Origin of the sequence: Inquilinus sp. CA228 (assembly GCF_052078665.1) — a bacterium.
Classification (GTDB): Bacteria; Pseudomonadota; Alphaproteobacteria; order DSM-16000; family Inquilinaceae; genus Inquilinus.
In genome coordinates, this window is sequence record NZ_JBQJIK010000022.1 from 38,742 (window position 1) to 63,937 (window position 25,196).

25 protein-coding genes, 1 tRNA gene, 1 pseudogene and 1 riboswitch are annotated in these 25,196 nt (G+C 70.3%); of the genes and pseudogenes, 16 read left to right on the top strand and 11 right to left on the bottom strand.

Features of this window, described 5'->3' with window-relative positions; translation table 11 throughout:
* Positions 1-51 precede the first annotated feature (51 nt).
* Together rplM and rpsI are read left to right on the top strand one after the other, a co-directional pair.
* Positions 52-510: a 50S ribosomal protein L13 gene (gene rplM, locus ACTOWL_RS13015; RefSeq protein ID WP_441321659.1), complete on the top strand. Its 459-nt coding sequence runs from the start codon at positions 52-54 to the stop codon at positions 508-510.
* Positions 511-514: 4 nt separating this feature from the next.
* Positions 515-991, top strand: a complete 477-nt coding sequence (rpsI, locus tag ACTOWL_RS13020; RefSeq protein WP_441321660.1) for a 30S ribosomal protein S9 — start codon at positions 515-517, stop codon at positions 989-991.
* On the opposite strand, the gene ACTOWL_RS13025 is transcribed toward rpsI, so the two are convergent.
* Together ACTOWL_RS13025 and ACTOWL_RS13030 are read right to left on the bottom strand one after the other, a co-directional pair.
* A complete protein-coding gene (locus ACTOWL_RS13025; RefSeq protein WP_441321661.1) occupies positions 891-1,823 on the bottom strand; it encodes a hypothetical protein in 933 nt (310 codons plus the stop codon). The two genes, rpsI and ACTOWL_RS13025, sit on opposite strands and share 101 nt — an antisense overlap.
* A gap of 99 nt (positions 1,824-1,922) precedes the next feature.
* A complete protein-coding gene (locus ACTOWL_RS13030; protein WP_441321662.1) occupies positions 1,923-2,477 on the bottom strand; it encodes a helix-turn-helix domain-containing protein in 555 nt (184 codons plus the stop codon).
* 84 nt (positions 2,478-2,561) lie between these two features.
* On the opposite strand from ACTOWL_RS13030, the gene ACTOWL_RS13035 reads away from it, so the two are divergent.
* From ACTOWL_RS13035 to ACTOWL_RS13045, 3 genes are all read left to right on the top strand, one after another.
* Positions 2,562-3,683 (top strand): aminotransferase class I/II-fold pyridoxal phosphate-dependent enzyme, encoded by a 1,122-nt coding sequence (locus ACTOWL_RS13035; protein WP_441321663.1) that lies wholly within the window; start codon positions 2,562-2,564, stop codon positions 3,681-3,683.
* 89 nt (positions 3,684-3,772) lie between these two features.
* Positions 3,773-4,735, top strand: coding sequence for an N-acetyl-gamma-glutamyl-phosphate reductase (gene argC, locus ACTOWL_RS13040; RefSeq protein WP_441321664.1), 963 nt, complete (start codon positions 3,773-3,775; stop codon positions 4,733-4,735).
* Positions 4,736-4,739: 4 nt separating this feature from the next.
* Positions 4,740-5,291, top strand: a complete 552-nt coding sequence (locus tag ACTOWL_RS13045) for a gamma carbonic anhydrase family protein (RefSeq protein WP_441321665.1) — start codon at positions 4,740-4,742, stop codon at positions 5,289-5,291.
* On the opposite strand, the gene ACTOWL_RS13050 is transcribed toward ACTOWL_RS13045, so the two are convergent.
* Positions 5,288-6,184: a lysophospholipid acyltransferase family protein gene (locus tag ACTOWL_RS13050; protein ID WP_441321666.1), complete on the bottom strand. Its 897-nt coding sequence runs from the start codon at positions 6,182-6,184 to the stop codon at positions 5,288-5,290. The two genes, ACTOWL_RS13045 and ACTOWL_RS13050, sit on opposite strands and share 4 nt — an antisense overlap.
* Before the next feature lie 350 nt (positions 6,185-6,534).
* On the opposite strand from ACTOWL_RS13050, the gene ACTOWL_RS13055 reads away from it, so the two are divergent.
* Both ACTOWL_RS13055 and ACTOWL_RS13060 read left to right on the top strand, forming a co-directional pair.
* Complete coding sequence (locus tag ACTOWL_RS13055; RefSeq protein WP_441321667.1) at positions 6,535-6,711, top strand: hypothetical protein; 177 nt, start codon at positions 6,535-6,537, stop codon at positions 6,709-6,711.
* Positions 6,712-6,735: 24 nt separating this feature from the next.
* Positions 6,736-8,106 (top strand): tetratricopeptide repeat protein, encoded by a 1,371-nt coding sequence (locus ACTOWL_RS13060; protein ID WP_441321668.1) that lies wholly within the window; start codon positions 6,736-6,738, stop codon positions 8,104-8,106.
* Positions 8,107-8,266: 160 nt separating this feature from the next.
* Here the strand turns inward: ACTOWL_RS13060 and ACTOWL_RS13065 are convergent, their stop codons facing one another.
* Positions 8,267-8,995, bottom strand: a complete 729-nt coding sequence (locus ACTOWL_RS13065) for a DUF6065 family protein (RefSeq protein WP_441321669.1) — start codon at positions 8,993-8,995, stop codon at positions 8,267-8,269.
* A gap of 98 nt (positions 8,996-9,093) precedes the next feature.
* Between ACTOWL_RS13065 and ACTOWL_RS13070 the strand changes: the two genes are divergently transcribed.
* On the top strand, positions 9,094-9,867 hold the full coding sequence (locus ACTOWL_RS13070; RefSeq protein ID WP_441321670.1) for a transporter substrate-binding domain-containing protein: 774 nt from the start codon (positions 9,094-9,096) through the stop codon (positions 9,865-9,867).
* A gap of 69 nt (positions 9,868-9,936) precedes the next feature.
* On the opposite strand, the gene ACTOWL_RS13075 is transcribed toward ACTOWL_RS13070, so the two are convergent.
* From ACTOWL_RS13075 to coaA, 5 genes are all read right to left on the bottom strand, one after another.
* Positions 9,937-10,167: a hypothetical protein gene (locus tag ACTOWL_RS13075; RefSeq protein WP_429231246.1), complete on the bottom strand. Its 231-nt coding sequence runs from the start codon at positions 10,165-10,167 to the stop codon at positions 9,937-9,939.
* A gap of 25 nt (positions 10,168-10,192) precedes the next feature.
* A complete protein-coding gene (locus tag ACTOWL_RS13080) occupies positions 10,193-10,375 on the bottom strand; it encodes a hypothetical protein (protein WP_441321671.1) in 183 nt (60 codons plus the stop codon).
* 102 nt (positions 10,376-10,477) lie between these two features.
* The gene (locus ACTOWL_RS13085) at positions 10,478-10,687 is read right to left on the bottom strand and encodes a cold-shock protein (protein WP_034847508.1); all 210 of its coding nucleotides are present in this window, start codon (positions 10,685-10,687) and stop codon (positions 10,478-10,480) included.
* 214 nt (positions 10,688-10,901) lie between these two features.
* Positions 10,902-11,657 carry a phosphotransferase family protein gene (locus tag ACTOWL_RS13090; RefSeq protein ID WP_441321672.1) on the bottom strand — a complete coding sequence of 252 codons (756 nt, stop codon included), beginning with the start codon at positions 11,655-11,657 and terminating at the stop codon, positions 10,902-10,904.
* Positions 11,658-11,659: 2 nt separating this feature from the next.
* Positions 11,660-12,625, bottom strand: a complete 966-nt coding sequence (coaA, locus tag ACTOWL_RS13095) for a type I pantothenate kinase (RefSeq protein ID WP_441321673.1) — start codon at positions 12,623-12,625, stop codon at positions 11,660-11,662.
* 101 nt (positions 12,626-12,726) lie between these two features.
* A riboswitch (SAM-I-IV-variant riboswitch) is annotated at positions 12,727-12,836 on the top strand.
* Between the two features lie 44 nt (positions 12,837-12,880).
* Between coaA and ACTOWL_RS13100 the strand changes: the two genes are divergently transcribed.
* Positions 12,881-13,156, top strand: coding sequence for a hypothetical protein (locus ACTOWL_RS13100; RefSeq protein WP_441321674.1), 276 nt, complete (start codon positions 12,881-12,883; stop codon positions 13,154-13,156).
* 19 nt (positions 13,157-13,175) lie between these two features.
* Here ACTOWL_RS13100 and phaC read toward each other — a convergent pair whose 3' ends face one another.
* Positions 13,176-14,906 (bottom strand): class I poly(R)-hydroxyalkanoic acid synthase, encoded by a 1,731-nt coding sequence (gene phaC / locus ACTOWL_RS13105; RefSeq protein ID WP_441321707.1) that lies wholly within the window; start codon positions 14,904-14,906, stop codon positions 13,176-13,178.
* Positions 14,907-15,293: 387 nt separating this feature from the next.
* Here phaC and ACTOWL_RS13110 point away from each other — a divergent pair, with 387 nt between their 5' ends.
* From ACTOWL_RS13110 to ACTOWL_RS13135, 6 genes are all read left to right on the top strand, one after another.
* The gene (locus ACTOWL_RS13110; RefSeq protein WP_441321675.1) at positions 15,294-16,337 is read left to right on the top strand and encodes an OmpA family protein; all 1,044 of its coding nucleotides are present in this window, start codon (positions 15,294-15,296) and stop codon (positions 16,335-16,337) included.
* 43 nt (positions 16,338-16,380) lie between these two features.
* Positions 16,381-17,607, top strand: coding sequence for an LL-diaminopimelate aminotransferase (locus ACTOWL_RS13115; RefSeq protein WP_441321676.1), 1,227 nt, complete (start codon positions 16,381-16,383; stop codon positions 17,605-17,607).
* The gene (locus tag ACTOWL_RS13120; protein ID WP_441321677.1) at positions 17,604-18,896 is read left to right on the top strand and encodes a homoserine dehydrogenase; all 1,293 of its coding nucleotides are present in this window, start codon (positions 17,604-17,606) and stop codon (positions 18,894-18,896) included. The genes ACTOWL_RS13115 and ACTOWL_RS13120 overlap by 4 nt, the downstream gene beginning before the upstream one ends.
* Before the next feature lie 144 nt (positions 18,897-19,040).
* Positions 19,041-20,012 (top strand): class II fructose-bisphosphatase, encoded by a 972-nt coding sequence (gene glpX, locus ACTOWL_RS13125; RefSeq protein WP_441321708.1) that lies wholly within the window; start codon positions 19,041-19,043, stop codon positions 20,010-20,012.
* Positions 20,013-20,023: 11 nt separating this feature from the next.
* Complete coding sequence (gene recJ / locus ACTOWL_RS13130) at positions 20,024-21,835, top strand: single-stranded-DNA-specific exonuclease RecJ (RefSeq protein WP_441321678.1); 1,812 nt, start codon at positions 20,024-20,026, stop codon at positions 21,833-21,835.
* Positions 21,836-21,873: 38 nt separating this feature from the next.
* Positions 21,874-21,949: transfer RNA gene (locus ACTOWL_RS13135), tRNA-Glu, on the top strand.
* 507 nt (positions 21,950-22,456) lie between these two features.
* On the opposite strand, the pseudogene ACTOWL_RS13140 reads toward ACTOWL_RS13135, so the two are convergent.
* A pseudogene (locus ACTOWL_RS13140) lies at positions 22,457-22,933 on the bottom strand (recombinase family protein); the annotation flags it as partial.
* Positions 22,934-23,584: 651 nt separating this feature from the next.
* On the opposite strand from ACTOWL_RS13140, the gene ACTOWL_RS13145 reads away from it, so the two are divergent.
* Positions 23,585-25,120, top strand: coding sequence for a carboxylesterase/lipase family protein (locus ACTOWL_RS13145; protein WP_441321679.1), 1,536 nt, complete (start codon positions 23,585-23,587; stop codon positions 25,118-25,120).
* Positions 25,121-25,196 lie beyond the last annotated feature (76 nt).

Genomic DNA, 25,196 nt, shown 5'->3' on the forward strand with positions numbered 1-25,196 from the left:
CCCCAGGGTGGCCGGCGGCATCCGTTCCCGACCCTCGATCAAGGGCCCGTCATGAAGACATATTCCGCCAAGCCCGCCGAGGTGGAGAAGAAGTGGATCGTGGTCGACGCCGACGGCGTCGTTCTCGGTCGGCTCGCCAGCATCATCGCGATGCGCCTTCGCGGCAAGCACAAGACCATCTTCACCCCGCACGTCGACACCGGCGACAACGTCATCGTCGTCAATGCCGAGAAGGTCCGCCTGACCGGCAACAAGCGCCAGGACAGCATCTTCTACTGGCACACCGGCTATGCCGGCGGCATCAAGGGCCGGTCCAAGGGCCAGATCCTCGATGGCGCCCATCCGGAGCGTGTGATCGAGAAGGCGGTCGAGCGCATGATCACCCGCGGCCCGCTGGGCCGGAAGGTCATGGGCAACCTCAAGGTCTATGCCGGTGCGGCGCATCCGCACGAGGCGCAGCAGCCCGAGGTGCTGGACGTCGCTGCCATGAATCCGAAGAACAAGAGGTAAGGCCGTGGCCGATCTGCAGTCCCTCTCCGATCTGAAGCCGACCCTCGAAGGCGCCGTGGCCGAGGCCGCGCCGGTGGCGCCGAAGCGCGACGCCCAGGGCCGCTCCTACGGCACCGGCCGCCGCAAGAACGCGGTCGCCCGCGTCTGGATCAAGCCCGGCACCGGCAAGGTCACCGTCAACGGCCACGACCAGGAGGTCTACTTCGCCCGCCCGGTGCTGCGCATGCTGCTGAAGCAGCCGTTCGAGGTGTGCGACCGGTCGTACCAGTTCGACGTCGTCTGCACCGTCAAGGGCGGTGGCCTCTCCGGCCAGGCCGGCGCGGTCCGCCATGGCCTCAGCCGCGCGCTGGAGCACTACGAGCCGACCCTGCGCCCGACGCTCAAGGCCCACGGCTTCCTGACCCGCGACTCGCGCGTGGTCGAGCGCAAGAAGTACGGCAAGTCCGGCGCCCGCAAGAGCTTCCAGTTCTCCAAGCGCTGATCCGCACGTCGGATCCAATGTTCGGAAAGGGTCGCCTTCGGGCGCCCCTTTTTCGTTCCGGGGGTCGCCTTCGGGGCGAGGGCGTGGTCGCGACCAGGGTCGGGGTCACCACGGCCGGTCCGGCGGGGGCGGCGACGGTCGTCGCCACGGTCGGGATCACCGCCGGCTTGGTCGGCTGGATGGCGGTGACGCCGGCGAAGCGGCGGCCGTAATCGCTGATCCGCACGCCGTTGTCGTCGGCCGGGTCGTAGGCGCCGGCGGTGGCGATGAAGCGCTCGGTCCCGTCCGGCCCGCCCAGATGCATCATGGCGCGCAGCCCGTCCCAGGTGATCGGCACGCCGGCGACATAGCCGCCGATGCGCCGGTTCAGGCCGCGCTGCGCGATCTCGCGGTCGAGATGGGCGAGGTGCAGGCGGAAGGCCGCGATCTGCGCCGCAGGCGTGTCCAGGTAGTCGCCGATCGACCGGACCCCGGGATAGCCCGGGATGTGGAAGCTGCCGCGCCAGCGGTTGCGCGTGTCCTCGGCCGTCAGCTTCTCGCCCGGGTCGTAGATGCCGGCGATCGCCGCCGCCGATTCGCCGAGCTGGAACAGCCCGGCATAGCCGCCCTTGTTCATCTGCAGCGGGTCGTGGCTGCTCTCGGCCGCGGCCAGCAGCTCGGCGAAGGCGTGGTCGCCGGAATGCGGGATGTCCGAATCGATCGGGAAGGCGGGGCTGAGCGGCGGGGCGGAGACAGCCAGATCCGGCGCCGGGGGATGGCTGGCCGGCGCGGCCGTCATCAGCAGGCTGCCGGCGACGATGGCCAGCACGGCGTTGCGTCGCGATGAGGTCATCCGATCGCCGCTCTGGTGGGGTCCGCGGCCCGCATGGTGCCGGCCGAAGCGGGGCGAGGCAAGCAGACTTTGCCGGGTGGGACAGTGTGACTCAGACGCTCAGCGTCCGCCCGGGCTGACGACCTTGACGAAGCGCACCGGCCCGCCCTCGGCGCGATAGGCGTAGGGCCGGTCGCTGGCCAGGCGCAGCGCATGGCCGGCGGGGGCGGTCAGGGCGGCGCCGTCGACCTCCAGCACCAGCGTCCCTTCGATCACCTGGATCAGCTCGACCGTCCCGGCCGGGTCCGGGCTGGCGTCGTAGCGGGCGCCGGCCGCGAGCGCCCAGTCCCACAGCTCGGCCCGGCCGCCAGAGGCGACCAGGCGGGCGCTGCCGGCCTCGGTCTGCCACATCGTCGCGAACTCCCCGGGCGGGATCAGCCGGGCCGCAGCCGCCGCCTCGCCGCCCACCAGCTCGCCGAAGCCGATGCCGAGGGCGGTGGCGATCTCCGCCAGCGTGGCGATGCTCGGATTGGTCTCGGCCTTCTCGATCAGCGCCAGCATGCGGGGCGACACGCCGCTGCGCTCGGCCAGCGCCGCCTGGCTCAGGCCGCGCGACTGGCGCTCCTGCCGCAGCCGCCGGGCGATCCGCTGCAGCACCTCTTGCGACGATGTCATCGGCGGTCACCTCGTTTGCATCTTGTTGCCGGTCGAGATGTAATATATTGCAGAACGCATGGCGACGGATTTCGGAGCGCGGCGATGACCTTTCAGGCTTTCGAGCTCGAGCAGTGGCAGTCGGAGTGGGAGCACACGGTCGAGTACAACCTTGCCGACAGTTCGGTGCGCTGCGCCGCGGTGCGCGAGGTGCTGGGGCCGGATGCGGTCGACCGGCTGCTCGACCAGGTACTGTTCTACCCGCAGGTCAACGGCACCGATGCGCTGCGGGCGCGGATCGCCGGGCTGTACCAGGGCGCCACGGCCGACCAGGTGCTGGTCACGGCCGGCGCGTCCGAGGCCAACCAGATCCTGTGCCAGGCGCTGCTGTCGCCGGGCGACGAGATCGTGGTGATGGAGCCGGGCTATCGCCAAATCTGGGGCATCGCCCGCAACCTGAGCTGCACGGTGAAGAGCTTCCCGCTGCTGCCGGACGACGGCTGGCGGCCGGATCTCGACGCGCTCGAGGCCGCGGTCGGGCCGCGCACCCGGATGATCGCCATCGTCAACCCGAACAACCCGACCGGCAGCATCCTGACGGCGGCGGAGGCGGCGCGGATCACCGCCATCGCCCGCAAGGCCGGCGCCTGGCTGCATGTCGACGAGGTCTATCGCGGCACCGAGCGGCTGGCCGACACCGAGACGCCGAGCTTCTGGGGCGGCTACGAGCGCGTTGTGGTGGTCGGCAGCCTGTCCAAGGCCTATGGCCTGGCCGGGCTGCGAATCGGCTGGCTGGTCGGGCCGAAGGCGCTGGTCGAGGATGCGTGGCGCCGGCACGAATATGTCGTCATCGCCACCGCCGGCCCGTCGATGCTGCTGGCCGAGCTGGCGCTGGAGCCGGCGACCCGCACCCGGCTGATGGCCCGGCAGCGCGAGCTGTCGCGGCGCGGCTGGGAGGGGCTGGAACGCTGGATCGGCGCCAACTCCGACCTGGTCTCGGCGGTGCCGCCGGCGGCCACGGCGCTGGGTTTCGTCCGGGTCCATCTCGACCTGTCCTCGGTCGCGGTGGCCAACGCCATCCGCCGTCGGTCCTCGGTGCTGGTGGCGCCGGGCGTGTATCTCGGCGCCGAGCATCACCTGCGCATCACCCATGGCTACGAGCACGCCCCGGCCGCGCTGGACCGCATTTCCACCGTGCTGCGGGACCTGAAGGCCGGGCGCGTCTGACGCAATCCGGAAATGACGGCGAAGCCGGTTCGGCCGGCCCCCGGAATGTGTTAAGTCATCGCTGACTCATTCTGACCGAGGGCAAGGCGATGCCGGCGACGGTGTTCATCGATGGCGAGGCTGGAACGACGGGGCTGCAGATCCGCGACCGTCTGGCCCGCCGTGCCGATGTCGAAATCGTCAGCCTGGCCGATGCCGAGCGCAAGGACCCGGCGGCCCGCCGCCGGCTGCTGAACTCGGTCGACGCCGCGATCCTGTGCCTGCCGGACGACGCCGCGCGCGAGGCGGTGGCGATGGTCGAGAACCCGGCTGTGCGGGTGATCGACGCCTCGACCGCCTATCGCACCGCCGAGGGCTGGACCTACGGTTTCCCCGAGCTGGCGCCCGGCCAGGCCGAGGCGGTGGCGGCGTCCAGGCGCATCTCCAACCCCGGCTGCTACCCGACCGGCGGCATCGCCCTGCTGCGGCCGCTGATCGACCGCGGCCTGGTGCCGGCGGACCATCCTGCCACGGTCAACGCGGTCAGCGGCTACACCGGCGGCGGCAAGAGCCTGATCGCCCGCTACGAGGTCGAGAAGAAGGGCCCGCCCTTCTACCTGTACGGGCTGAAGCTGGCGCACAAGCACGTGCCGGAGCTGCAGCGCTGGTCCGGCCTGGCCCATGCGCCGATCTTCGTGCCCTCGGTCGGGCACTTCGCCCAGGGCATGCTGGTGTCGCTGCCGCTGCAGCTGTGGGCGCTGCCGAAGCGGCCCTCGGCCGCCGACCTGCACGCGGCGCTGGCGGAGCACTACCAGGGCCAGGCCTTCGTCTCCGTCGCGCCGCTGGCCGACAGCGAGGCTCTGGCGGAGCTGGAGCCCGAGGCGCTGAACGGCACCAACCAGCTGCGCCTGTTCGTCTTCGCCAACGCCAAGGAGCCGCAGGCGCTGCTGGTCGCCCAGCTCGACAATCTCGGCAAGGGCGCGTCGGGTGCTGCGGTGCAGAACCTCAACCTGGCGCTGGGGCTGGACCCGACCGCCGGGCTGCTGCCGGCACAATCGCAAGCGGCGGAGTAGCCTCATGTCCTCCGGCGCGATCATCCTGCCCTACCGCGGCAAGCAGCCGCGGATCGCGGCCGATGCCTTCATCGCGCCCGGCGCGGTGGTGATCGGCGACGTCGAGATCGGGCCGGGGAGCAGCATCTGGTTCGGCTGCGTCATCCGCGGCGACCTCAACCCGATCCGCATCGGTTCCCGCACCAACATCCAGGACGGCACCGTCATCCATGTCGCGTCGGCGGACGGTCCGGCCCATATCGGCAACGACGTCACCGTCGGCCACATGGCGCTGATCCACGCCTGCACGCTGGCGGACCGCAGCTTCGTCGGCATGAAGGCCCTGGTCATGGACAAGGTGGTGGTCGAAAGCGGCGCCATGGTCGCGGCCGGGGCGCTGGTCACCCCCGGCAAGCGGGTGCCGGCGGGCCAGCTCTGGTCCGGCAGCCCGGCGCGGCTGATGCGGGAGCTGACCGCCGACGAACTCGACCATCACCGCAAGGTGGCCGAAAACTACGTCGCCCTCGGCGTCGAATACCGCGCCAACGTTCTGCTCGACGCCGGATCGGCGCTCTAGTCGTCGAGGGCGGCCAGGCTGGCCTTGTAGGCCAGCACCCGCTGCCGCAGCTTGCGCGGGCGGGGCATCATCCAGCGCTTGTGCAGCCACAGCCACTGCTCCGGGCGGGCGCGGACCCAGCCCTCGACCACCTCGTTCAGCGCGATGGTCGCCGCCTCGATATCGGCCTTGCGGTCGCCGCTGCGCGGCATCGCCAACGGCGGCTCGAACACCGCGCGGTAGCGGGCGCCCGCCAGCCGCTCGATCCGGACCGGGATCACGGCGCAGTCGAGATGGTAGGCCATGGCCACGGCGCCGGGCGAGGTCATGGCGTCATGGCCCATGAACGGCACCTTCAGCCCGCCATTGTAGCGCTGGTCGACCATCATCCCGAGCACGCCGCCGGCGCGCAGCACCGACAGGGCGCGTTTGGCGTCCGACCCCTCCATCCGCTTCTCCAGCATGATGGTGCCGACCGAGCTGCGGATGCGGTGCAGCAGCCGGCCGACCAGCGGGTTCTTCGGCGGCCGGGCGATGGCGGTGAACGGCACGCCGTGATTGGCGGCGACCGCGGCCCCGACTTCCCAATTGCCGAAATGGCCGATCGCCATGACCACGCCGCGGCCGCCGTCGCGGGCGGCCAGGAAATGCTCGATGCCCTCGACCTGGATGCGCCGGGGCCGCCGGGCCTCGCTGCGGCGCAGCTGGCCGAGATGGGGGAACTCGGCGATCACCCGGCCGAGATTGTCCCACATGCCGCGGATCACGCGCCCGCGCTCGGCGGCCGACAGCTCCGGCATCACCAGGCGCAGATTGGCGTCGGCCCGGCGCGAGGCACCCATGCGGGGGCCGAGCATGCGGCCGACCCAGCCGCCGAGGGCGGAGGCGAGGCCGAGCGGCAGCGCCCGCATCACCCCGTACAGGGCATAGAGGGGCAGCGCCTGCGTGACCGTGGTGAGGTGGCGGCGGCCGTGGCGCCGATAGTGCTTCCGGATGCGCCGGATCCGCGCCGACCAGCTTGGTCGGGCCGATTCCGGAGAATCGATGGTACGCGTGATGAGATGCCTCGGTTGCTGGGGCCTGTCGTCGAGCGGTCCGCGGCGGCGTTCGTTGGGAGCCTACTCCTGGCATGAACGCCTGTCCGTTGCCAGTTGTTTCGCATTTCCGGATATTTCTGCGACGTCGGCTTTCCCCGTGCATGGCGGCCTTGCGCCGGAGCGGCAAAGCGCCATATGACGGCGGCCCAGCCCGAAAGGAGTGGCAGATGAAGACGCCCGCGCCCAAGGCCGGGCCGAAGCGGCGCGATCCGCATGCGCTGATCGCCCGCCGGCTCGGCCACAAGATCGTCCCGTCCGGCAAGCTCTACAGCCGCAAGGACAAGCACCGAAGCCCCCGCCAGCCGGACGGGGGCTTCGTTCTTTTTGGCACTGCGCTATCCTGACCGGATCAGCAGGAGGTTCCGGCCATGGGGCTCATCGACAGTCGCGGCGTTCCGGTCTCGACCGCCAGCCGCGCCGCGCTCGACCGCTACGAGGCGGCGGCCGACCGGCTGCACAGCTATTTCCGCGACCCGCTGGCGGAGATCGAGGCGGCGCTGGCCGAAGATCCGGGCTTCGTCATGGGGCACTGCCTGCGCGGCACGCTGATGGCGCTGGCGACCGAGAAGGCGGCCGAGGCGCCGCTGCGCCAGAGCGTCGCGGCGGCGGAGGCGCTGGCGGCCGGCGCGAATGAGCGCGAGCGCGGCCACATCGCGGCGCTGCGGGCCTGGTTGGACGGTGATTTTTCCGGCGCGGTCGAGGCCTGGGGCAGGGTGGCGGAGGCTTGGCCGCGCGACGGGCTGGCGCTGCAGGCCGCCCATCTCGGCGATTTCTATCTCGGCCACACGCAACTGCTGCGCGACCGCATCGCCCGGGCGATGCCGGGCTGGGACGAATCGGTGCCCGGCTACGGCTACGTCCTCGGCATGCACGCCTTCGGGCTGGAGGAGACCGGCGACTACCGCGCCGCCGAGGCGACCGGCCGCCGCGCCGTGGCGCTGCAGCCGCGCGACCCCTGGGCGATCCATGCCGTGGCCCATGTTATGGAGATGCAGGGCCGGCTGCCGGAGGGCGTCGACTGGCTGACCGGCCGCACCGGCGACTGGGCGCCGGACAACATGTTCGCCTTCCACAACTGGTGGCACCTGGCGCTGTACCATCTCGACCTCGGCGAGACCGCGACGGTGCTACGGCTGTACGACGAGGCGATCCGGCCGCAGCCGTCGCCGGTGGCACTGGAGACGCTGGACGCCACGGCGCTGCTGTGGCGGCTGCATCTGCGCGGCGTGGATGGCGGCGGCCGCTGGGCCGAGCTGGCCGAGACCTGGGCGCCGATGGCCGAGGACGGCTACTACGCCTTCAACGACATGCACGCGATGATGGCCTTCGTCGCCACCGGCCGCGACGCCGATGCCGACCGGCTGCTGGCCGCCCAGGCCCGGAGCGTGGCTTCGGGCGGCACCAATGCGGCGATGACGGCCGAGGTCGGGCTGCCGGTGTGCCGGGCGCTGCGCGCCTTCGGTGCCGGCGACTATGCCGCGGTGGTCGAGCTGTTGGCCCCGGTGCGGGCGGTGGCGCACCGCTTCGGCGGCAGCCACGCCCAGCGCGACGTGCTGAACCTCACCCTGGTGGAGGCGGCGCTGCGGAGTGGACAGGCGGGCCTCGCCCGGGCGCTGGCGGCGGAGCGCACCGAGGCCAAGCCCGGCAGCCCCTTCAACTGGCGCCTGACCGCCCGGGCCTTGCGGCTGGCCGGGGATGAGGCGGGGGCGGTGGCGGCGGAAGCAAGAGCCGCCCGCTGAGGACGTGATGCGGGCCTCTCTCGCTCCTTTCTAGTCCCCGCGAGAGGAGGGGGGACTCATTTTGCTTTCGACCGGTATCGTCACGAGCCTCCAAGACGACCTGGGGACATTCTGAAAAGGCCTCGCCAGGCGCGAGAGGCAACGCGAACTGCCCTGAGGGTCACTTCTCAGCGAACGGCTTCAGCCGCAGCTTGGTCTGGTGCTGCGGGGCGGGGATGCCGTCGGGGGCGAGGCCGCGGTAGTAGCCCTTCTGCCACTTCGCCTCATTGGCGTCGGTGCCGGACACCGGCAGGTCGGCCAGGAAATCGGCGCGGCCCTGGTGGAAGGCCCAGTAGCGCGCCTCCAGCGCCGGGTCGTCGGACAGCGGCCGGATCTCCGGCTCCACCGCCTCGACCGCGTCCCGCGCCAGCGGGAAGAACAGGCAGAAGGGCTCGCCGGCCGCGAACTCGACCAGGTGGTTCGGCCGGGTGAAGCGCCAGTTCATGGTGAAGCCGTAGGGCGACCAGTCGGTCTCGACCACGCCGGTCAGCGGCGCGATGCCGTCCTTCGGTGCGTTGGTCGGGCCGGAGACCCAGAGATTGCAGCCCGGCTCGGTGCGCAGCAGCAGCGGCACGTGGAAGGTCAGGATGCCGCTGCCGAAATGGCCGACCGCCGGATGCGGAGCGTCACCCTCGGCCTCGACCCGCACCGACTCCGGCGCCGTGCCGCCGTCCCACCAGGCCCGGATCGCGCCCGGGCACAGGATCTCCCAGCCATGGGCGTTGGCGATGTTCAGCGGCAGGCAGCGATAGGCGAAGCCCTCCGGCGTCGCCGACATCCAGTCGCGGGTGGCCGGAGCCGGCCGGATCTCCGGATGGCTCCCGCCGATGGTGTAGGCGATCAGCTTCATGCGGCGATCCTAGCGGCGCCCCGCCGCGCGGACGACCCTGTTGGTGAGGTCCTATTTGTCCGACTAAGATCCTCACCGACTCGAAACCGGGAGGAAACATGCGCCTGCTCGCCGCCGCCGCTCTGCTGCTCGTCCTGCCTGCCGCCGCGACCGCGGCGGACTCCGATGACCGGCTCGACGCCGTGGCCAAGGCCGGGGTGCTGAAGATCTGCACCACCGGCGACTACAAGCCCTTCACCTATCTCCACCCGGCCAAGGGCGAGTTCGAGGGCATCGACATCGACATGGCCCGCGACCTGGCGGCCGCGCTTGGGGTGAAGGCGGAGTTCGTCAGGACCAGCTGGAAGACGCTGATGGCGGATTTCACCGCCGGCGCCTGCGACATCGCCATGGGCGGCATCAGCGTCACCCTGCCGCGGCAGAAGCAGGCCTTCTTCAGCATTCCCTACCTGGTCGACGGCAAGACGCCGATCACCCGCTGCGAGAATGTCGACAAGTTCCAGACGGTGGAGCAGATCGACCAGCCGGGCGTCACCCTGGTGGTCAACCCCGGCGGGACCAATGAGAGCTTCGCCCGCGAGACGATGAAGACGGCGAAGATCGAGGTTTACCCGGACAACACGAAGATCTTCGACGAGATCCTGGCCGGCCGCGCCGACCTGATGATCACCGACGCCACCGAGACCCGGCTGCAGCAGAAGCTGCGCCCCGGCCTGTGCGCGGTGCATCCGGACCAGCCTTTCACCTTCTCCGAGAAGGCCTATCTGCTGCCGCGGGGCGACGAGGTGTTCAAGGCCTTCGTCGACCAGTGGCTGAACCTGCGCCTGCATGATGGCGTCTATGGCAAGATCAGCGCCGCCTGGATCGGGTGAGGCCGAACAGGATGCGGCGGCCGGACCGGGCCGCCGCGCGGTCATGGCTGGACGATTACTGGCGGACGATTACTGGCCGCGCAGCCGGGTCATGGTCTTGATCGGGCCGCGGGGATTGCCGGACATCTCGGCGATCTTGCGGTCCTGGGCTTCGATGAAGGCGCGCACGGGGGCCTCGCCGTCCAGCCCGTCGGCCTCGGCGCGCGGCACCTTGCGATTCGAGCTCAGCGTGCCGTCCTGGTAGACGACGTTGAACAGCACGAAGGTGCTGTCATTGGATTGTTTCTTGCTCCGGGCCATGGCGGCACTCCGGTGACGGTTCGGGTCAGGACGGCTCGGTCGCGTCATCCGGCGGCGGCGCATCGCCATCCTGGGGGGCGTCGCCGTCCTGGGTCGCCTTGCGGCGCGCGCTCTCTTCCTCGCGCTTCTGCAGTTTCTCCTGCTTCTTCTGTTCCTTGGCGCGGTTACGCTCGCTGCGCTGCTGGTTGTAGTTCGGCTTGAACGGCATGACGGCCTCCCTCTGGCGCGACGCTTCCGCATCGCCGGTCTGTCACAAGAAAAGGAGCGCCCGACGGCGCGGGCGCTCCTGTTCCGCTCCGCAATCGAAGGCTCAGACGGCCTTCAGATTCTCCGCCGAGGTCTTGCCGCGCTTCGGGTCGCGCTGCTCTTCGTAGGAGATCTGCTGGCCTTCGTTGAGACCACGCAGGCCGGCGCGCTCGACGGCCGAGATATGGACGAAGACGTCCGGGCCGCCGCTCTCCGGCTGAATGAAACCGAAGCCTTTGGTGCTGTTGAACCACTTCACGGTGCCGATCGGCATCGCTTTTCCTCCAGTTGAGGGGTTGGCGCCACGCGGGACTGCGCGACGCATCAAACGGGAAGGGGAAAGGCGAGGGATCCGCGGCCGCGAGGGCATAGCAGGCCGGCCGTCCGAACCAGAATGACCCCCTAAACATGGGGGACGGCGGGCGAATTGGCAAGTTCGACTGCAGAATCGGCCCGGACACAGCCACTTGCGGCCCCTCGAAGCCGGCTCACGGCAGCGATCCGGACCCGGCCATCGCCAGCAGCGCCTCGTCCTCGTCCGGCACGCCCTCGGCCAGGCGGGCGGCGGCGACGAAGGGCAGCCAGGCGAGAATCCGGTCCCGGCTTTCGCCCGCAGCCGCAGCGTAGGTCTCAACATAGGCCATGGCCAGGTCTGGCGCCACCGGACGGATCAGCACATAGGAGCGGCAGACATCGGCCGCCGGGTCGCCGGTGCAGGCATCCAGCCAGTCGACCACCACCTCCCGGCCCGGGGCTCCCAGGATGTTCCAGGGGTGGAAGTCGCCGTGGCAGAGGCGGTCGCCCTCCGGCAGCGCGTCCAGTCCGTGCAGCAGCCGGCGCCGCATCGCCTCGTCCGGCATCCCGGCGATATTCGCCGCCAGCCTCGCCTTCAGGCTGCCGAGATGCGTCCCCGGTCGGCTGTGGATGGCGATCTGCAGCCGGGCCATCCGCTCCAGGCCGGCCGGCCCCTCGGCGGACCGGCGCTGGATGGCGTCGGCGAGCGATGGCCCCTCGGCCCGGCTCATGGCGATCCCCCAGCGACCATCGATCTGGCCGACGGCGTGGACCGACGGCACGGGCAGGCCGAGCGATTCGACCAGCGCCAGGACCGAGGCCTCGCGGAACGCCGCCCGCTTCGGCGCGGCCGCGGTCGCCCGGTACAGCTTGACCACCCGGTCGCCGGCGTCGAAGACCTCGGCCTCCTTGCCCGATCCGATCAGCGGTCCGAGAAGTGGCAGCTCCATGGCTACATCCGGCGCAGGGCGACGGCGTCGACCGAATGATCGGCGGATTTGTGCAGCACCAGCCGGGCGCGCTGCCGGGTCGGCAGGATGTTCTCGCGCAGGTTCACCCCGTTGATCTGGTCCCAGATCTCGTGGGCGGCGCGGCGGGCCTCGGCCTCCGGCAGGTCGCGCTGGTGATGGAAATAGGAGGAGGGGTCCCGGAACGCGGTGCGCTGCAGCAGCAGGCGGCGCTCGACGAACCAGCGGGCGATGTCCTCCTCCTCGGCGTCGACATAGACCGAGAAGTCGAAGAAGTCGGAGGTGACGACCGAGGCCCCGGCCGGGGCCTGCAGCACGTTCAGCCCTTCGAAGACCAGGATGTCCGGCCGGCGGACCACCTGCTTCGCGCCGGGCAGGATGTCGTAGGCGAGATGGGAGTAGACCGGCGCCTCGACCTCCGGCCGGCCGGATTTCACCGCGGCCAGGAAGCCGATCATGCGGCGCAGGTCGTAGCTTTCCGGAAAGCCCTTGCGGCGCATCAGCCCGCGCTCCTCCAGCACGGTCTTCGGCCAGAGGAAGCCGTCGGTGGTCACCAGCTCGACCCGCGGATGGTCGGGCCAGCGCGACAGCAGCAGGCGTAGCAGCCGGGCGAAGGTGCTCTTGCCGACGGCGACGCTGCCGGCGATGCCGATGATGTAGGGCGGCGGCGGGCCGGGCCGGCCGAGGAAGGCGTCCTGCACCCCGTCCAGCCGGCGGGCCGCGGCGACGTGCAGGTTCAGCAGGCGCGACAGCGGCAGCAGGATGTCGGCGACATCGGCCGGCGACACCGGCTCGTTCAGCCCGCGCAGCTCGGCCAGCTCGGCCTCGGACAGGACCATCGGCGTCGTCGCCCGCAGCGCCGCCCATTCGGCCCGGGTGAAGCGGTCATAGGCGTGCGGCCGCGCCGCGAACAGGTCGGGTATTGGCCGGGCGGGGGAGGGGTCGGGCATCGCGGGCTCGCCGTTGACTGGCTGGCAGCGTCCGACGATCGGGGCCGTCGAGGCAAGTCTGCTATCCCTCTTGCGCCGCGCCGCGGCCCGCGCTACACACGGCTTCGCATCCAGAGTTGGGCTGACGCCCACGCCAACCTGCCTCCCGGGCAAGGTGGTGGCCTCTCGCAAGAGGGGCGATGCGGCCGGACCGGCAACCAAACGGGTCGAAAGCCGCGCGTCAGCCCTCCTCGCAACCGCGATGGAGGGTTTTTCATGTCTGCATTCCGTTCCGCCGAGATTCCGCTCGCCAGCCCCGGCGACACCGTCGAGCGGCTCGATGACCGCCCCTGTCCGGGGCGGCGCGACCCGCATCGGCGTGAGATCCTGTACGCCGTGGTGCATCGCGGCGCCGGGCTGTGGACCCATCTCTACCGCGTCGTCCTCGCCGCCGCGTCCCGGCCGGAGATCCATCTCGACCGGGTGCTGGAGGGCGATCGCCTGGCCGAGCTGCGCCGGGCCTATGCGGCGGTGGACGAGCTGGCGGCGTGACCCGTCAGGACGGGCCGCCCTACGTCGCCCGCACGTAGCGGCCAGGGGCATCCTCGATCGGGGCCAGCCCGCCGTCTCCGGGGCGGCGAGCCGGGATCTGGCCGCCGGCGTGGCGGGCGATCCATTTCTGCCATTCCGGCCACCAGGAGCCCTCGATCTGCTCGGCGGCCTGGAGCCAAGCCTCCGGGGTCTTCGGCGTCCGGGTGTTGACCCAGTGGCAGTACTTCTTCGCCGCCGGCGGGTTGACCACGCCGGCGATGTGGCCGGAGGCGCTGAGGCAGAAGCGCACCGGGCCGCCGAACAGCTGGGTCCCGGCATAGGTCGAGGCCCAGGGCGCGATGTGGTCGTCGCGGGTCGACAGCATGAAGGTCGGGGTCTTGATCGTGGTCAGGTCGATCGGCACCCCGGCCAGGGCGATGCCGCCGGGCTGCGCCAGCCGGTTCTCCTGGTACATGTTGCGGAGGTAGAAGCTGTGCATCGCGGCCGGCATCCGGGTCGCGTCGCTGTTCCAGTACAACAGGTCGAAGGGGAAGGGGTCCTTGCCCAGCAGGTAGTTGTTGACGACGAAGGACCAGATCAGGTCGTTGGCGCGCAGCAGGTTGAAGGTCGTCGCCATCGCCGAGCCGTCGAGATAGCCCTTGCCGGCCATCTTCGTCTCGATCGTCCGCAGCTGCTCCTCGTCGACGAAGATGCCGAGCTCACCCGGGTCGGTGAAGTCGGTCAGCGTGGTCAGGTAGGTGGCGCTCTTGACCCGGTCCGCCTCGCCCTTGGCCGTCATCCAGGCCAGGGTGCAGGCCAGCAGCGTGCCCCCCAGGCAGTAGCCGATGACGTTGACCTCGCGCTCGCCGGTCGCCTGCTCGATCGCGCCGAGCGCCGCCAGCGACCCTTCCAGCATGTAGTCGCCGAAGCTCTTGTCCGCCAGGTGCCCGTCCGGGTTGACCCAGGAGACGACGAAGACGGTGTGGCCCTGCTCGACCGCCCAGCGGATCAGGCTGTTCTGCGGCTTCAGGTCGAGGATGTAGAACTTGTTGATCCAGGGCGGGATGATCAGCAGCGGCCGCCGCGCCACCGTCTCGGTCGCCGGGTCGTACTGGATCAGCTGCATCAGCTCGGTCTCGAACACCACCTTGCCGGGGGTGACGGCGATGTTGCGGCCGATCTCGAAGGCGGTGCGGTCGGTCATGGTGATGGCGAGCTGGCCCTGGCCGCGCTCCAGGTCGGCCAGCATGTTCTCCAGGCCCTTGACCAGGTTCTCGCCGCGCGATTCCACCGTGCTGCGCAGCACCTCCGGGTTGGTGGCGACGAAGTTCGAGGGCGACATCGCGTCGATGAACTGCCTGGTATAGAAATCGACCTTCTTCGCGCTCTTGGCGTCCAGCCCCTCGACCTCCCGCACCGAGCCCTGCAGCCAGCGCGCGGTCAGCAGGTAGGACTGCTTGATGAAGTCGAACACCGCGACCTCGCTCCAGGCCGGGTCCTTGAAGCGCTTGTCGCCCTTCTCCGCCGCCACCACCGGCTCCGCCTCCTGGCCCAGCATGCGCTGGGCGGTGCGGTTCCACAGCGTGGCGTAATCCTGCCACAGCGACATCTGGGCCTGCACCAGCCGGGTCGGGTCGGCCATCAGCCGCTGGGTCATGGCCAGGAAGGCCGAGCCGATGTTGAACGGGTCCAGCTCCGGCGCCTCGGCCCGGCCCTGCTTCTCCAGGAAGGCGGTGACCAGCCGGGCGCTGCGCTCGCCGATCTCGATCATGCGGCGGCCCAGCTCGGCCGGGTCCGCCGCCGGCGCGGTCTCGGGGGCGGGCGTGCCGGGTTTGGTCTGAACCGCCGGCCCGGCCTCATCGGGCTTCGTCCGAGCCTGTGGCTTGACTTCGCCGGGTTTGGTCCGGGTCTTAGGCTCCGCTTCGCCGGACTTCGTCCGGGTCTTAGGCTCCGCTTCGCCGGACTTCGTCCGGCTGGGGGCGGGGCGGGCGCGCTCGGTCATGCGGAAGGATCTCCCTGGCTGCGGCGGCGTCGCCCGAGGCGCGGATTCGGGCGTCGAATGCCGCTTATCTGCCACTTTGCACGGCCATCCTCTTTCCAGTCCACCCTTTCAACGAAGTGTGCTAGGCACGTGCCCATGCGTCGCACCGGCTCTCTCATGATCGCTTCCGCCCGCCACGGCCTTCCGGTCCGTGGCGCCGTTTTCACCGTCGCCCTGGGCCTCGTCCTCGCAGGCTGCGGCGGCCGCATCTTCGACGGCACGCCCTATGCGGGCGACGTCCAGGCCTCCGTGCCCAAGGCCGAGACCGCCGAGGTCTCGCCGCTCGGGGTGGCCGAGCAGCCGCCGGTGCCCAGCGTCGGCGGCCCCCTGGGCACGGCGCAGGCGGGCGACACCAAGACCTACTCGCTGCCGGCCATGGCGCAGACCGACGCCGACCGCGCGGCGATGCAGCAGGCCCGGGCGCAGCAGGCGCAGCAGCAGGCCGGGACGCAGCAGCAGCGCCGGGCGCAGATCGAGGCGCAGCGTCAGGCCGCCTTCCAGCGCCAGCAGCAGGCCGCGCAGCAGCAGGCGGCGGCCCAGCAGGCACAGCAGCAGCAGCCGACCGGCACGGTGGCGCCGTTGACCTTCGGCCAGCGGCGCAACACCGCGGCCCCGCCGGCGATGGACTCGATGCCGCGCCCGGCCTCGGAGCAGGCCTACCCCACTCTCAGCACGGTGCCGGAGAAGCCGACCGACCTGCCGACGCCGGAGCAGCAGGCCGCGGTGCGCAGCCAGCTCGAGGCCGACCGCGCCGCCTCGGGCGCCCCCGGCGCGCTCAGCTTCGGCAACAAGCCGGCCGGCCAGGCCGCGGCGGCCGCCGCCCCGGCCGCCCCCGCGGCGGAGTCGAAGCCGGCCTTCAGCTTCAACAACCGGGTCGCCGGCACGGTCAAGTTCGACGGCGGCAGCACCACCCTGCCGGCCTCGGCCAACAGCACCATCGAGAACGTCGCCAAGACGGCGCAGAGCCCGAAGCTGCGGGTGGTCGGATTCGGCGCCGGCGACGGCGCGGCCCAGGCCAAGGCGCGGGCCGAGGCGGTGGCGGCGGCGCTGCGGGCCGCCGGCGTCGACCCGGCCCGAATCGTCACCGGCGGGTCGGCCGACACCCGGGCCGGCATCACCGACGGCCAGGCCGCCCGCGTCGAAATCTACCTCGCCCAGTAAGCTCAGCACCGGACGCCCCGACGGGCGTCGGGGGGATACGTCGATGACCGATCAGGACTTCCACCGAATCAAGCGCCTGCCGCCCTATGTGTTCGCCGAGGTGAACGCGATGAAGGCGGCGGCGCGAGCTCGGGGCGAAGACATCATCGATCTCGGCATGGGCAACCCCGACGGGCCGCCGCCGAAGCATGTCATCGAGAAGCTGACCGAGGCGGCGCAGAACCCGCGCAGCCACGGCTATTCCACCTCGCGCGGCATCCCTGGGCTGCGCCGGGCCCAGGCTGCCTACTACCAGCGCCGCTTCGGCGTCGAGCTCGACCCCGAGAGCGAGATCGTCGTCACCATCGGGTCGAAGGAAGGCCTGGCCAACCTGGCCCAGGCGATCACCAGCCCGGGCGACATCATCCTGGTGCCGAACCCGAGCTACCCGATCCACATGTTCGGCTTCATCATCGCCGGCGCGTCGGTGCGGTCGCTGCCGCCGGTCACGCCCGGGGGCAGCTTCCTCGAGGTGCTGGAGCGGGCGGTGCGGCACAGCGTGCCGAAGCCGACCGCGCTGGTGCTGAACTACCCGTCGAACCCGACCGCCGAGGTGGTCGATCTCGAGTTCTACCGGCCGATCGTCCAGTTCTGCCGGCAGCACGGCATCTGGATCCTGTCCGACCTGGCCTATGCCGAGATCTATTTCGACACGGCGCCGCCGCCCTCGATCCTGGCGATCCCCGAGGCGCGCGACATCGCGGTCGAGTTCACCTCGCTGAGCAAGACCTATTCGATGGCCGGCTGGCGCATCGGCTTCGCCGCCGGCAACAAGCGCCTGATCGCGGCGCTGGCGCGGGTGAAGTCCTATGTCGATTACGGCGCCTTCACGCCCTTGCAGGTGGCGGCGACGGCGGCGATCAACGGGCCGCAGGACTTCGTCGACGAGATGCGGGCGCGCTATCGCCTGCGCCGCGACACGCTGATCGAGGGACTGCGCGCCGCCGGCTGGCCGGTGGAGAAGCCCGAGGCCAGCATGTTCGTCTGGGCGCCGATCCCCGAGGCCTTCGCTTCGATGGGCTCGCTCGCCTTCTCCAAGCTGCTCTTGGAGGAGGCCGGGGTGGCCGTGGCGCCGGGCGTCGGCTTCGGCGAATACGGCGACGGCCATGTCCGCATCGCCCTGGTCGAGAACCACCAGCGCATCCGCCAGGCCTGCAAGGCCATCAAGACCTTCCTGAGCCGGCGCCGCAACGACCCGGAGCCGGTCAGCCTCAAGGCGGCCGTGTCGTGACGCCGGTGCTGAAGATCGGCATCGCCGGCCTCGGCACGGTCGGCGGCGGCGTGCTGCGCCTGCTGCAGGCGCATGCCGAGCTGCTGGCCCAGCGCAGCGGCCGGCGCATTGTCGTCGCCGCCGTCTCGGCCCGCGACCGGCACCGCGACCGCGGCGTGGCGCTGGACGGCGTCCGCTGGTACGACGACGCGGTGGCGCTGGCCGCCGACCCCGAGATCGATGTGGTGGTCGAGCTGATCGGCGGCGCCAACGGTATCGCCAAGGCGGTGTGCGAGACCGCGATCGACCACGGCAAGCAGGTCGTCACCGCCAACAAGGCGCTGCTGGCGGTGCACGGCGCGGACCTCGCCGTCCGGGCCGAGGAGGCCGGCGTGGCCCTGGCCTTCGAGGCGGCGGTGGCCGGCGGCATCCCGGCGATCAAGGGGCTGCGCGAGGGCCTGGCCGGCAACCGCATCGACGGCGTGTTCGGCATCCTCAACGGCACCTGCAACTACATCCTGACCGAGATGCGGACCACGGGCCGCGAGTTCTCGGAGGTGCTGGCCGAGGCGCAGAAGCTGGGCTACGCCGAGGCCGACCCCAGCTTCGATGTCGACGGCGTCGACGCCGCGCACAAGCTGGCGGTGCTGGCGGCCCTGGCCTTCAACGCCCGGGTCGAGTTCGACGATCTGCACATCGAGGGTATCCGCCAGATCTCGGCGCTCGACATCGCCTATGCGCAGGAGCTGGGCTACCGCATCAAGCTGCTCGGCATCGCCCGGCGCACCGATGAGGGGCTGTCGCTGCGTGTCCATCCCTGCATGGTGGCCGAGGCCTCGCCGATCGCCCATGTCGAGGGCGTGTTCAACGCCGTGGTGGCGCAGGGCGACTTCGTCGGCCAGGTGATGATGACCGGCCGCGGCGCCGGCGCCGGCCCGACCGCCTCGGCCGTGGTCGCCGACCTGGTCGACCTGGCCCGCGGCCTGAAGGTGCCGGTGCTGGGCATCCCGGCCGCGCGGCTCGAGCGCGCCGTCGTGCTGCCGATGGACCACCGCCGCGGCGCCTACTATCTGCGGCTGATGGTGGTCGACCGTCCGGGTGTGATCGCCGACGTGGCCGCCGCCATGCGCGACCAGCAGATCTCGGTCGAGAGCCTGCTGCAGCGCGGCCGGTCGCCCGGCGACGCGGTGCCGCTGGTGATCATCACCCATGAGACCGACGAGGCGGCGATGACCCGGCTGCTGGCGGCGCTGGGCGCGCTGGACGCCGTGCTCGAGCCGCCGCATGTCATTCGCATCGAAGACCTGTGATCATTCCCGGTACCGGCTGCGGTTGAAAGCCGGTACACCCTCCGCATGATGTATCCGCCGCCGCCCGCAAGGGCCGGATGCGGCGGAGACGAGACCGAAAGGATCGGAGAGACGATGAAACGGCCGGAAGCGAAGCCCCAGGCGATGGACCGCAACCTCGCGCTCGAAGTGGTGCGGGTGACGGAAGCCGCAGCCCTCTCTGCCTCGCGCCTGATGGGTCGCGGCGACGAGCGCCAGGCCGACCAGGCCGCGGTCGACGCGATGCGCCAGGCGCTGAACAGCCTCGCCATCGACGGCGAGGTGGTGATCGGCGAGGGTGAGCGCGACGAGGCGCCGATGCTCTATATCGGCGAGAAGGTCGGCACCGGCGAAGGGCCGGAGATCGACATCGCGCTGGACCCGCTGGAAGGCACCACCATCACCGCCAAGGGCGGGCCGAACGCGCTGGCCGTCATCGCCATGGCGAACAAGGGCGGCTTCCTGAAGGCGCCCGACGTCTACATGGACAAGATCGCGGTCGGCGGCGACCTGCCGAAGGACCTGATCGACATCGACTCGACCCCGGCCCAGAACCTGAAGGCGCTGGCCCTGGCCAAGCGGGTCGACGTCGCCGACCTCGTGGTCTGCGTGCTCGACCGGCCGCGGCACCAGGAGCTGATTGCCCGCATCCGCGAAGCCGGCGCCCGGATCATGCTGATCTCCGACGGCGACGTGTCCGGCGTGATCGCGACGGCCGAGGCCGGCACCGGCGTCGACCTGTATCTCGGCACCGGCGGCGCGCCGGAAGGCGTGCTGGCGGCCGCGGCGCTGCGCTGCATCGGCGGCCAGATGCAGGGCCGGCTGCTGTTCCGCAACGACGACGAGCGCGAGCGCGCCAAGCGCCAGGGCATCGAGGACTTCACCCGCGTCTACGGGCTGATGGACCTGGCCGGCGGTGACGTGATGTTCGCCGCCACCGGCGTCACCACCGGCCCGATGCTGCGCGGCGTCCGCCTGATCCCCGGCGGGGCCATCACCCATTCGATCATCATGCGGTCGAAGAGCGGCACGGTGCGCACCATCGAGGCGACGCACAATTTCCGCCGCAAGACCGGGTTCGAGTTCGTCGGCGGCTGAAGGCGGCGGCCATGGCCGCGCCCGCTTCCGAATTCTCGGCGCCGGCCCTGTTCGGCGTCGAGGTTTCGGCCAAGGGCGCGCGCTGGATCGGCCGCGCCGTGGATGACCGGCTGGCGCTGGCCCTCTCCCAGCGCCACGCCTTGCCGGAGATCGTCGCCCGGGTGCTGGCGGCGCGCGGCATCGGCCTGGACGACGCGCCCGCCTTCCTCAATCCGACGCTGCGGGCGCTGCTGCCCGACCCTTCGGTGCTGCGCGACATGGACCGCGCGGCCGAGCGCATCGCCCGGGCGGTGACCGGCGGCGAGGGCATCGCCGTGTTCGGCGACTACGATGTCGACGGCGCCACCTCGACCGCGCTGATGACCCGCTACCTGCGCGCGGTGGGAGTCGAACCGCAGATCCACATCCCCGACCGCATTGCCGAGGGCTACGGCCCGAACGCCCAGGCGCTGGAGAAGCTGCGCGCCGGCGGCGCCGGGCTGGTGGTGACGGTCGATTGCGGCACCACCGCCTTCGATGCGCTGGAGGGCGCCGCCGCCTCCGGCCTCGACGTCGTCGTGATCGACCACCACACGGCGGAGCCGCGGCTGCCCAAGGTGTCGGCCGTGGTCAACCCGAACCGGCTGGACCAGGATCCGGGTCTCGGCCAGCTCGCCGCCTGCGGCGTCACCTTCCTGGCCCTGGTGGCCCTCAATCGCGTCCTGCGCCAGGCTGGCGTCTTCGCCGGCCGGCCCGAGCCGGACCTGATGGCGCTGCTCGACCTGGTGGCGCTCGGCACCATCTGCGACGTGGTGCCGCTGACCGGGCTGAACCGGGCGCTGGTCGGGCAGGGGCTGAAGGTGATGTCGCAGCGCCGCAACACCGGCCTCGCCGCCCTGGCCGATGTGGCGCGGGTGACCGAGACGGTCGACGCCTATCACGCCGGCTACATCCTGGGGCCGCGGATCAATGCCGGCGGCCGCATCGGCCGGGCCGATCTCGGCGCCCGGCTGCTGGCCACCGAGGACAAGGCCGAGGCGGCGCGGATCGCGGCGCTGCTGGACGAGCACAATGTCGACCGCAAGACGGTCGAGGCCGAGGTGATGGCGGCGGCGACCGCCCAGGTCGAGGCGGCCGATGCCGGGCCGGTGATCGTGGTGGCGGGCGAGGGCTGGCATCCCGGCGTGGTCGGCATCGTCGCCGGCCGGCTGCGCGAGCGCTACGGCCGGCCGTCCTGCGTCGTCGGGTTCGAGGGCGGCATCGGCAAGGCGTCGGGCCGCTCGCTGCCGGGGGTCGATCTCGGCGCCGCGGTGATCGCGGCGCGCCAGGCCGGGCTGCTGCTGTCGGGCGGCGGCCACCGCATGGCCGCGGGCTTCACCGTGCGGCAGGAGCGGGTGGCCGAGCTGCGCGCCTATCTGACCGAGCATATCGACGGCCAGGTAGCGGCGCAGCCCGGGGAGCCGATGGTGCCGCTGGTCGAGCTGGACGGCACGCTGGTGGTCGAGGCGGCGACGGTCGAGCTGGCCGAGACACTGAGCCGCCTAGGCCCCTACGGCGCCGGCAACCCGGAGCCGCGCTTCGCCCTGCCGCGGGTGCGGGTGGTGGCGGCGTCGGTGGTCGGCAGCGGCGGCCACGTCGCCTGCACCCTGGTCGGGCCGGACGGCGGCCGGCTGCGGGCGATCGCCTTCCGCTGCGCCGACCAGCCGGTGGGCCAGACGCTGCTGCGCCGCGACGCGCTGCTGCATGTCGCCGGCACGCTGCGGCTGGACCGCTGGAACGGCAACGTCCGGGTGCAGCTGTTCATCGAGGACGTGGCGCCGGTCTGGGGGGCGGAAAGCGCTTGATTTCCACGGCCGCTGCCGTTAGGTCTCTGCGCCGCGCCGACCCCTTCGTCTAGAGGCCTAGGACACCGCCCTTTCACGGCGGTAACACGGGTTCGAATCCCGTAGGGGTCGCCACTTCGGAATGGAACTGGGCACCCCAAACGCCGCCGTCTCCACTCCGGCAGTGGCGGTAAGTGCCCTCAGAAGCTCGCTTTTCGCGCCTGTAATCCGGATTTCCCGGCCTTCAATGACATCAACGCGCTGCGCCAGGGCGCGGCGATGGTCGCGTCGGAATGTTCCATCTACGTTCCGTAGCTTGCGTCGCCCCGCCTGGGCGAATCTGTGGAGCGCGTCCGGCGTTGCCGAGGTGCCGGCTCCCGTGACAAGAGAAGACACTCGGTCAGCATCGGCCCGCGCCTGATCGCGGATCGCGGCGAGTTCCGCCACCCGGTCCTTCAACGCCGGGTCGCTCAGGTCGGCGATGCCATTCTCGATCGCCTGGTAGAGCCGGTTCAGCTTCGCCTCGGCCTCTGTCGCCCGCTTGCGAAGCTCGGTGATACATTCATCGCATCGTTCCAGGAGATGCCTCAGGATCTCCTGGAAGCGCCGCGGATCGAGTAGCCGCCACTCGAGATGATCGATGACCGCACGGTCGAGTTTGTCCATCCGCACGCTCTGGCCCGAGCAGCCCCGATTGCCCTGACGAGCTGCCGTCGAGCAAGTGTAGTGGCGATATCGGCCGCTCTTGCCCGTGCGCAGGGTCATCGGCCCACCGCAGATCGCGCAAAAGCAGATGCCGGTCAATAGGGTCGGCCCGCTGACCACTCGCGCCGCCGTCCATTGCGGGCTGCGCGACCGGAGGATCTTCTGGATCGTGTCGAATTCTTCCTCTGTCACGAGCGGCGGAACGGCGATCTCGACAATCTCGCCCTCCGGCTTCGGCACCCTGGTCTTGAAGTTGAGCTTGTTGAACCGGTGCCGGCCGACATAGCTCGTGTTGGTGAGAACCTTGTGGACCGAAGCAACGCCCCAGCGCCCGCCGCCGCGGGTGCGGATGCTGCCCCCCGCTGCTCGGCGGCGATGATGCGGTAGCCGATCGGAGGCCGAGCGCCGTTCCAATAGCCCTTGCGCGCGTTCTCCTTCATCGCCCGGAAGGTGTGTTTGCCGTTCTCCTTCGACTGGTACTCATCGAACAGCGCCATGATCTGCCGGATCTTGTGGCTCATCGGATCGTCGCCAAGCTCCTGGGTGATCGAGACGAGCCGGACGTTGCTCTTGGCGAGCTTCCGCACATGGGACTCAAGCTGAAACTGGTCCGGAAGAAGCGCGAGAAGGAATGGACGACGATGACATCGAGGCCGACGGCCTGCCGGTGCCAGCGTCGATGAGCCGTTGAAACTCCGGGCGGCGATCATCCGTCGCGTTTGGCCCGACCACCCGCCTTTCGCCACCGGCCGGTTCGTCCCCTTTGCGGACATTCGCGAGCCACCCCGGCTAATCCAGAGCGGACATTTCCGGCGATCAATCAGCGCCCGAAAGCGGCCTCTCCGCATGGTGGCCAGAGCCTCCTCAATCCGGCCAGCCTGGCCAGTCTTCGTCGACCTGGTTGTCGATGCGCAGATCATTATAACTTCCACGAATAGGCCGTCACCCAATCAATATTGGACAGAATATATATAGCCGCCTAAGCATCCAACATAGCGTCGGAGATCCAACCGCACGGAATTTGCCGTTCCGGTGAGTGACATCAGGTCAAGGGAGAGATGCCAGATGGACCCGATCGTCGAAACGACACACGGAAAGCTGCGCGGAACGAACGTCGGCGGGGTCCAGGTCTTTCGGGGCGTCAGATACGGTGACACGACCGCGGGCGAGAACCGTTTCCGGCCGCCGCAATCGCCGCGAAAATGGTCCGGCGTCGAGGACGCAAAACGTCCCGGTGCCTCGGCCCCGCAACTGGTGTGCCCGGAAAACACCGACCCTTTTTTCGCCTGGTACTCCCAGATCGAACCGACGAGGGAGGATTGCCTCTTCCTGAACGTGTTCACACCGGGACGCGGCACCAGCCGCCGGCCGGTGATGGTCTGGATTCATGGCGGCGGCTGGCACAGTTTTGCCGGCACTGCTCCGGGGTTCGACGGCAACGCCCTGGCGCGCAACGAAGATGTCGTGGTGGTCGCGATCAACCACAGGCTGGGCGTCTTCGGTCACCTGGCTCTCGACGGAAACGACGAACGGTTCGCCAATTCGGGCAATGCCGGCCTGCTCGACATCGTCGCGGCCCTGGAGTGGGTGCGCGACAATGCGGACTCCTTCGGCGGCGATCCGGCGAATGTCACGATATTCGGTGAATCCGGTGGCGCATCGAAGGTCGCAGCGCTCTTGTCCCTGCGGCGGGCGAGGGGGCTGTTTCACCGGGCCATCGTCCAGAGCACCGGCAGCGGAATGACGCTTGCGACTCCAGCCGGGGCCGAGGCGTCGGCGGGCGCGTTGAGCCGGGCCCTCGGGCTGCAACGTCTCGATCCGCGGATCATGCAGGGTCTGCCTGTGGAGGTGATCCTTGAAGCGACCAGACGCGCGGGGCCGTTCCGCGGAATGATCGATGGGCGGAATTTCGACGGACATCCCTTCGACGATGCTGCGCCGGAGACAGCCGCGGACGTGCCCCTGATGCTGGGATGCACGATGACCGAGGGAACCTACTACATGCGCGGCGACCCCCGGAACTTCGCTCTCGAGCTCGCCGATGTGCGGCGCCGGCTTGCGCGGTTCCTGGCCGTCGACGAGCAAAAGGTGGAGCAGATCATCGACGTCTATCGGTCGGTGTATCCGACGGCTTCGCCCAGCCGGCTGCTGTTTCTGTGCTTTTCGGACTACATGTTCAAGCGCTGTACCTACCGGATCGCCGAACTGCAGTCCCGGTCGGCCCGCGCGCCGGTCTACGCCTATCACTTCGAGTGGCAGACCCCCATTGAGGGCGGGCGCATGGGTTCGCCTCACACCTGCGAGGTCCCTTTCATCTTCGGTACGACAGCGGCCGCGGCTGCCTGCGTCGGCGGCGGGGCCGACATCCCGGCCATGACACGGCGGATGATGGCGAGCTGGGCCGCGTTTGCGCGGAGTGGCAGCCCGGACAACGCCACGCTTCCCCAATGGCTGCCGTTCGACCCGGTCCGGAAGCGGATGATGCGGCTGGATACCGAATGCACGGTCGAGAGCAATCCGGGCGGTGCAGCCCGCGCCGCCCTGGATGAGTTGCCGCATTTCGGCTACGGCCACTCGATCCCTGCGATCATCGCGGATTGAGGCACTGGATTTTCGCCGGGAGGTCACGGGCTCCTGCCCCTTGTTGGCGTCTCTGGCTATATAACCAATGAGAATC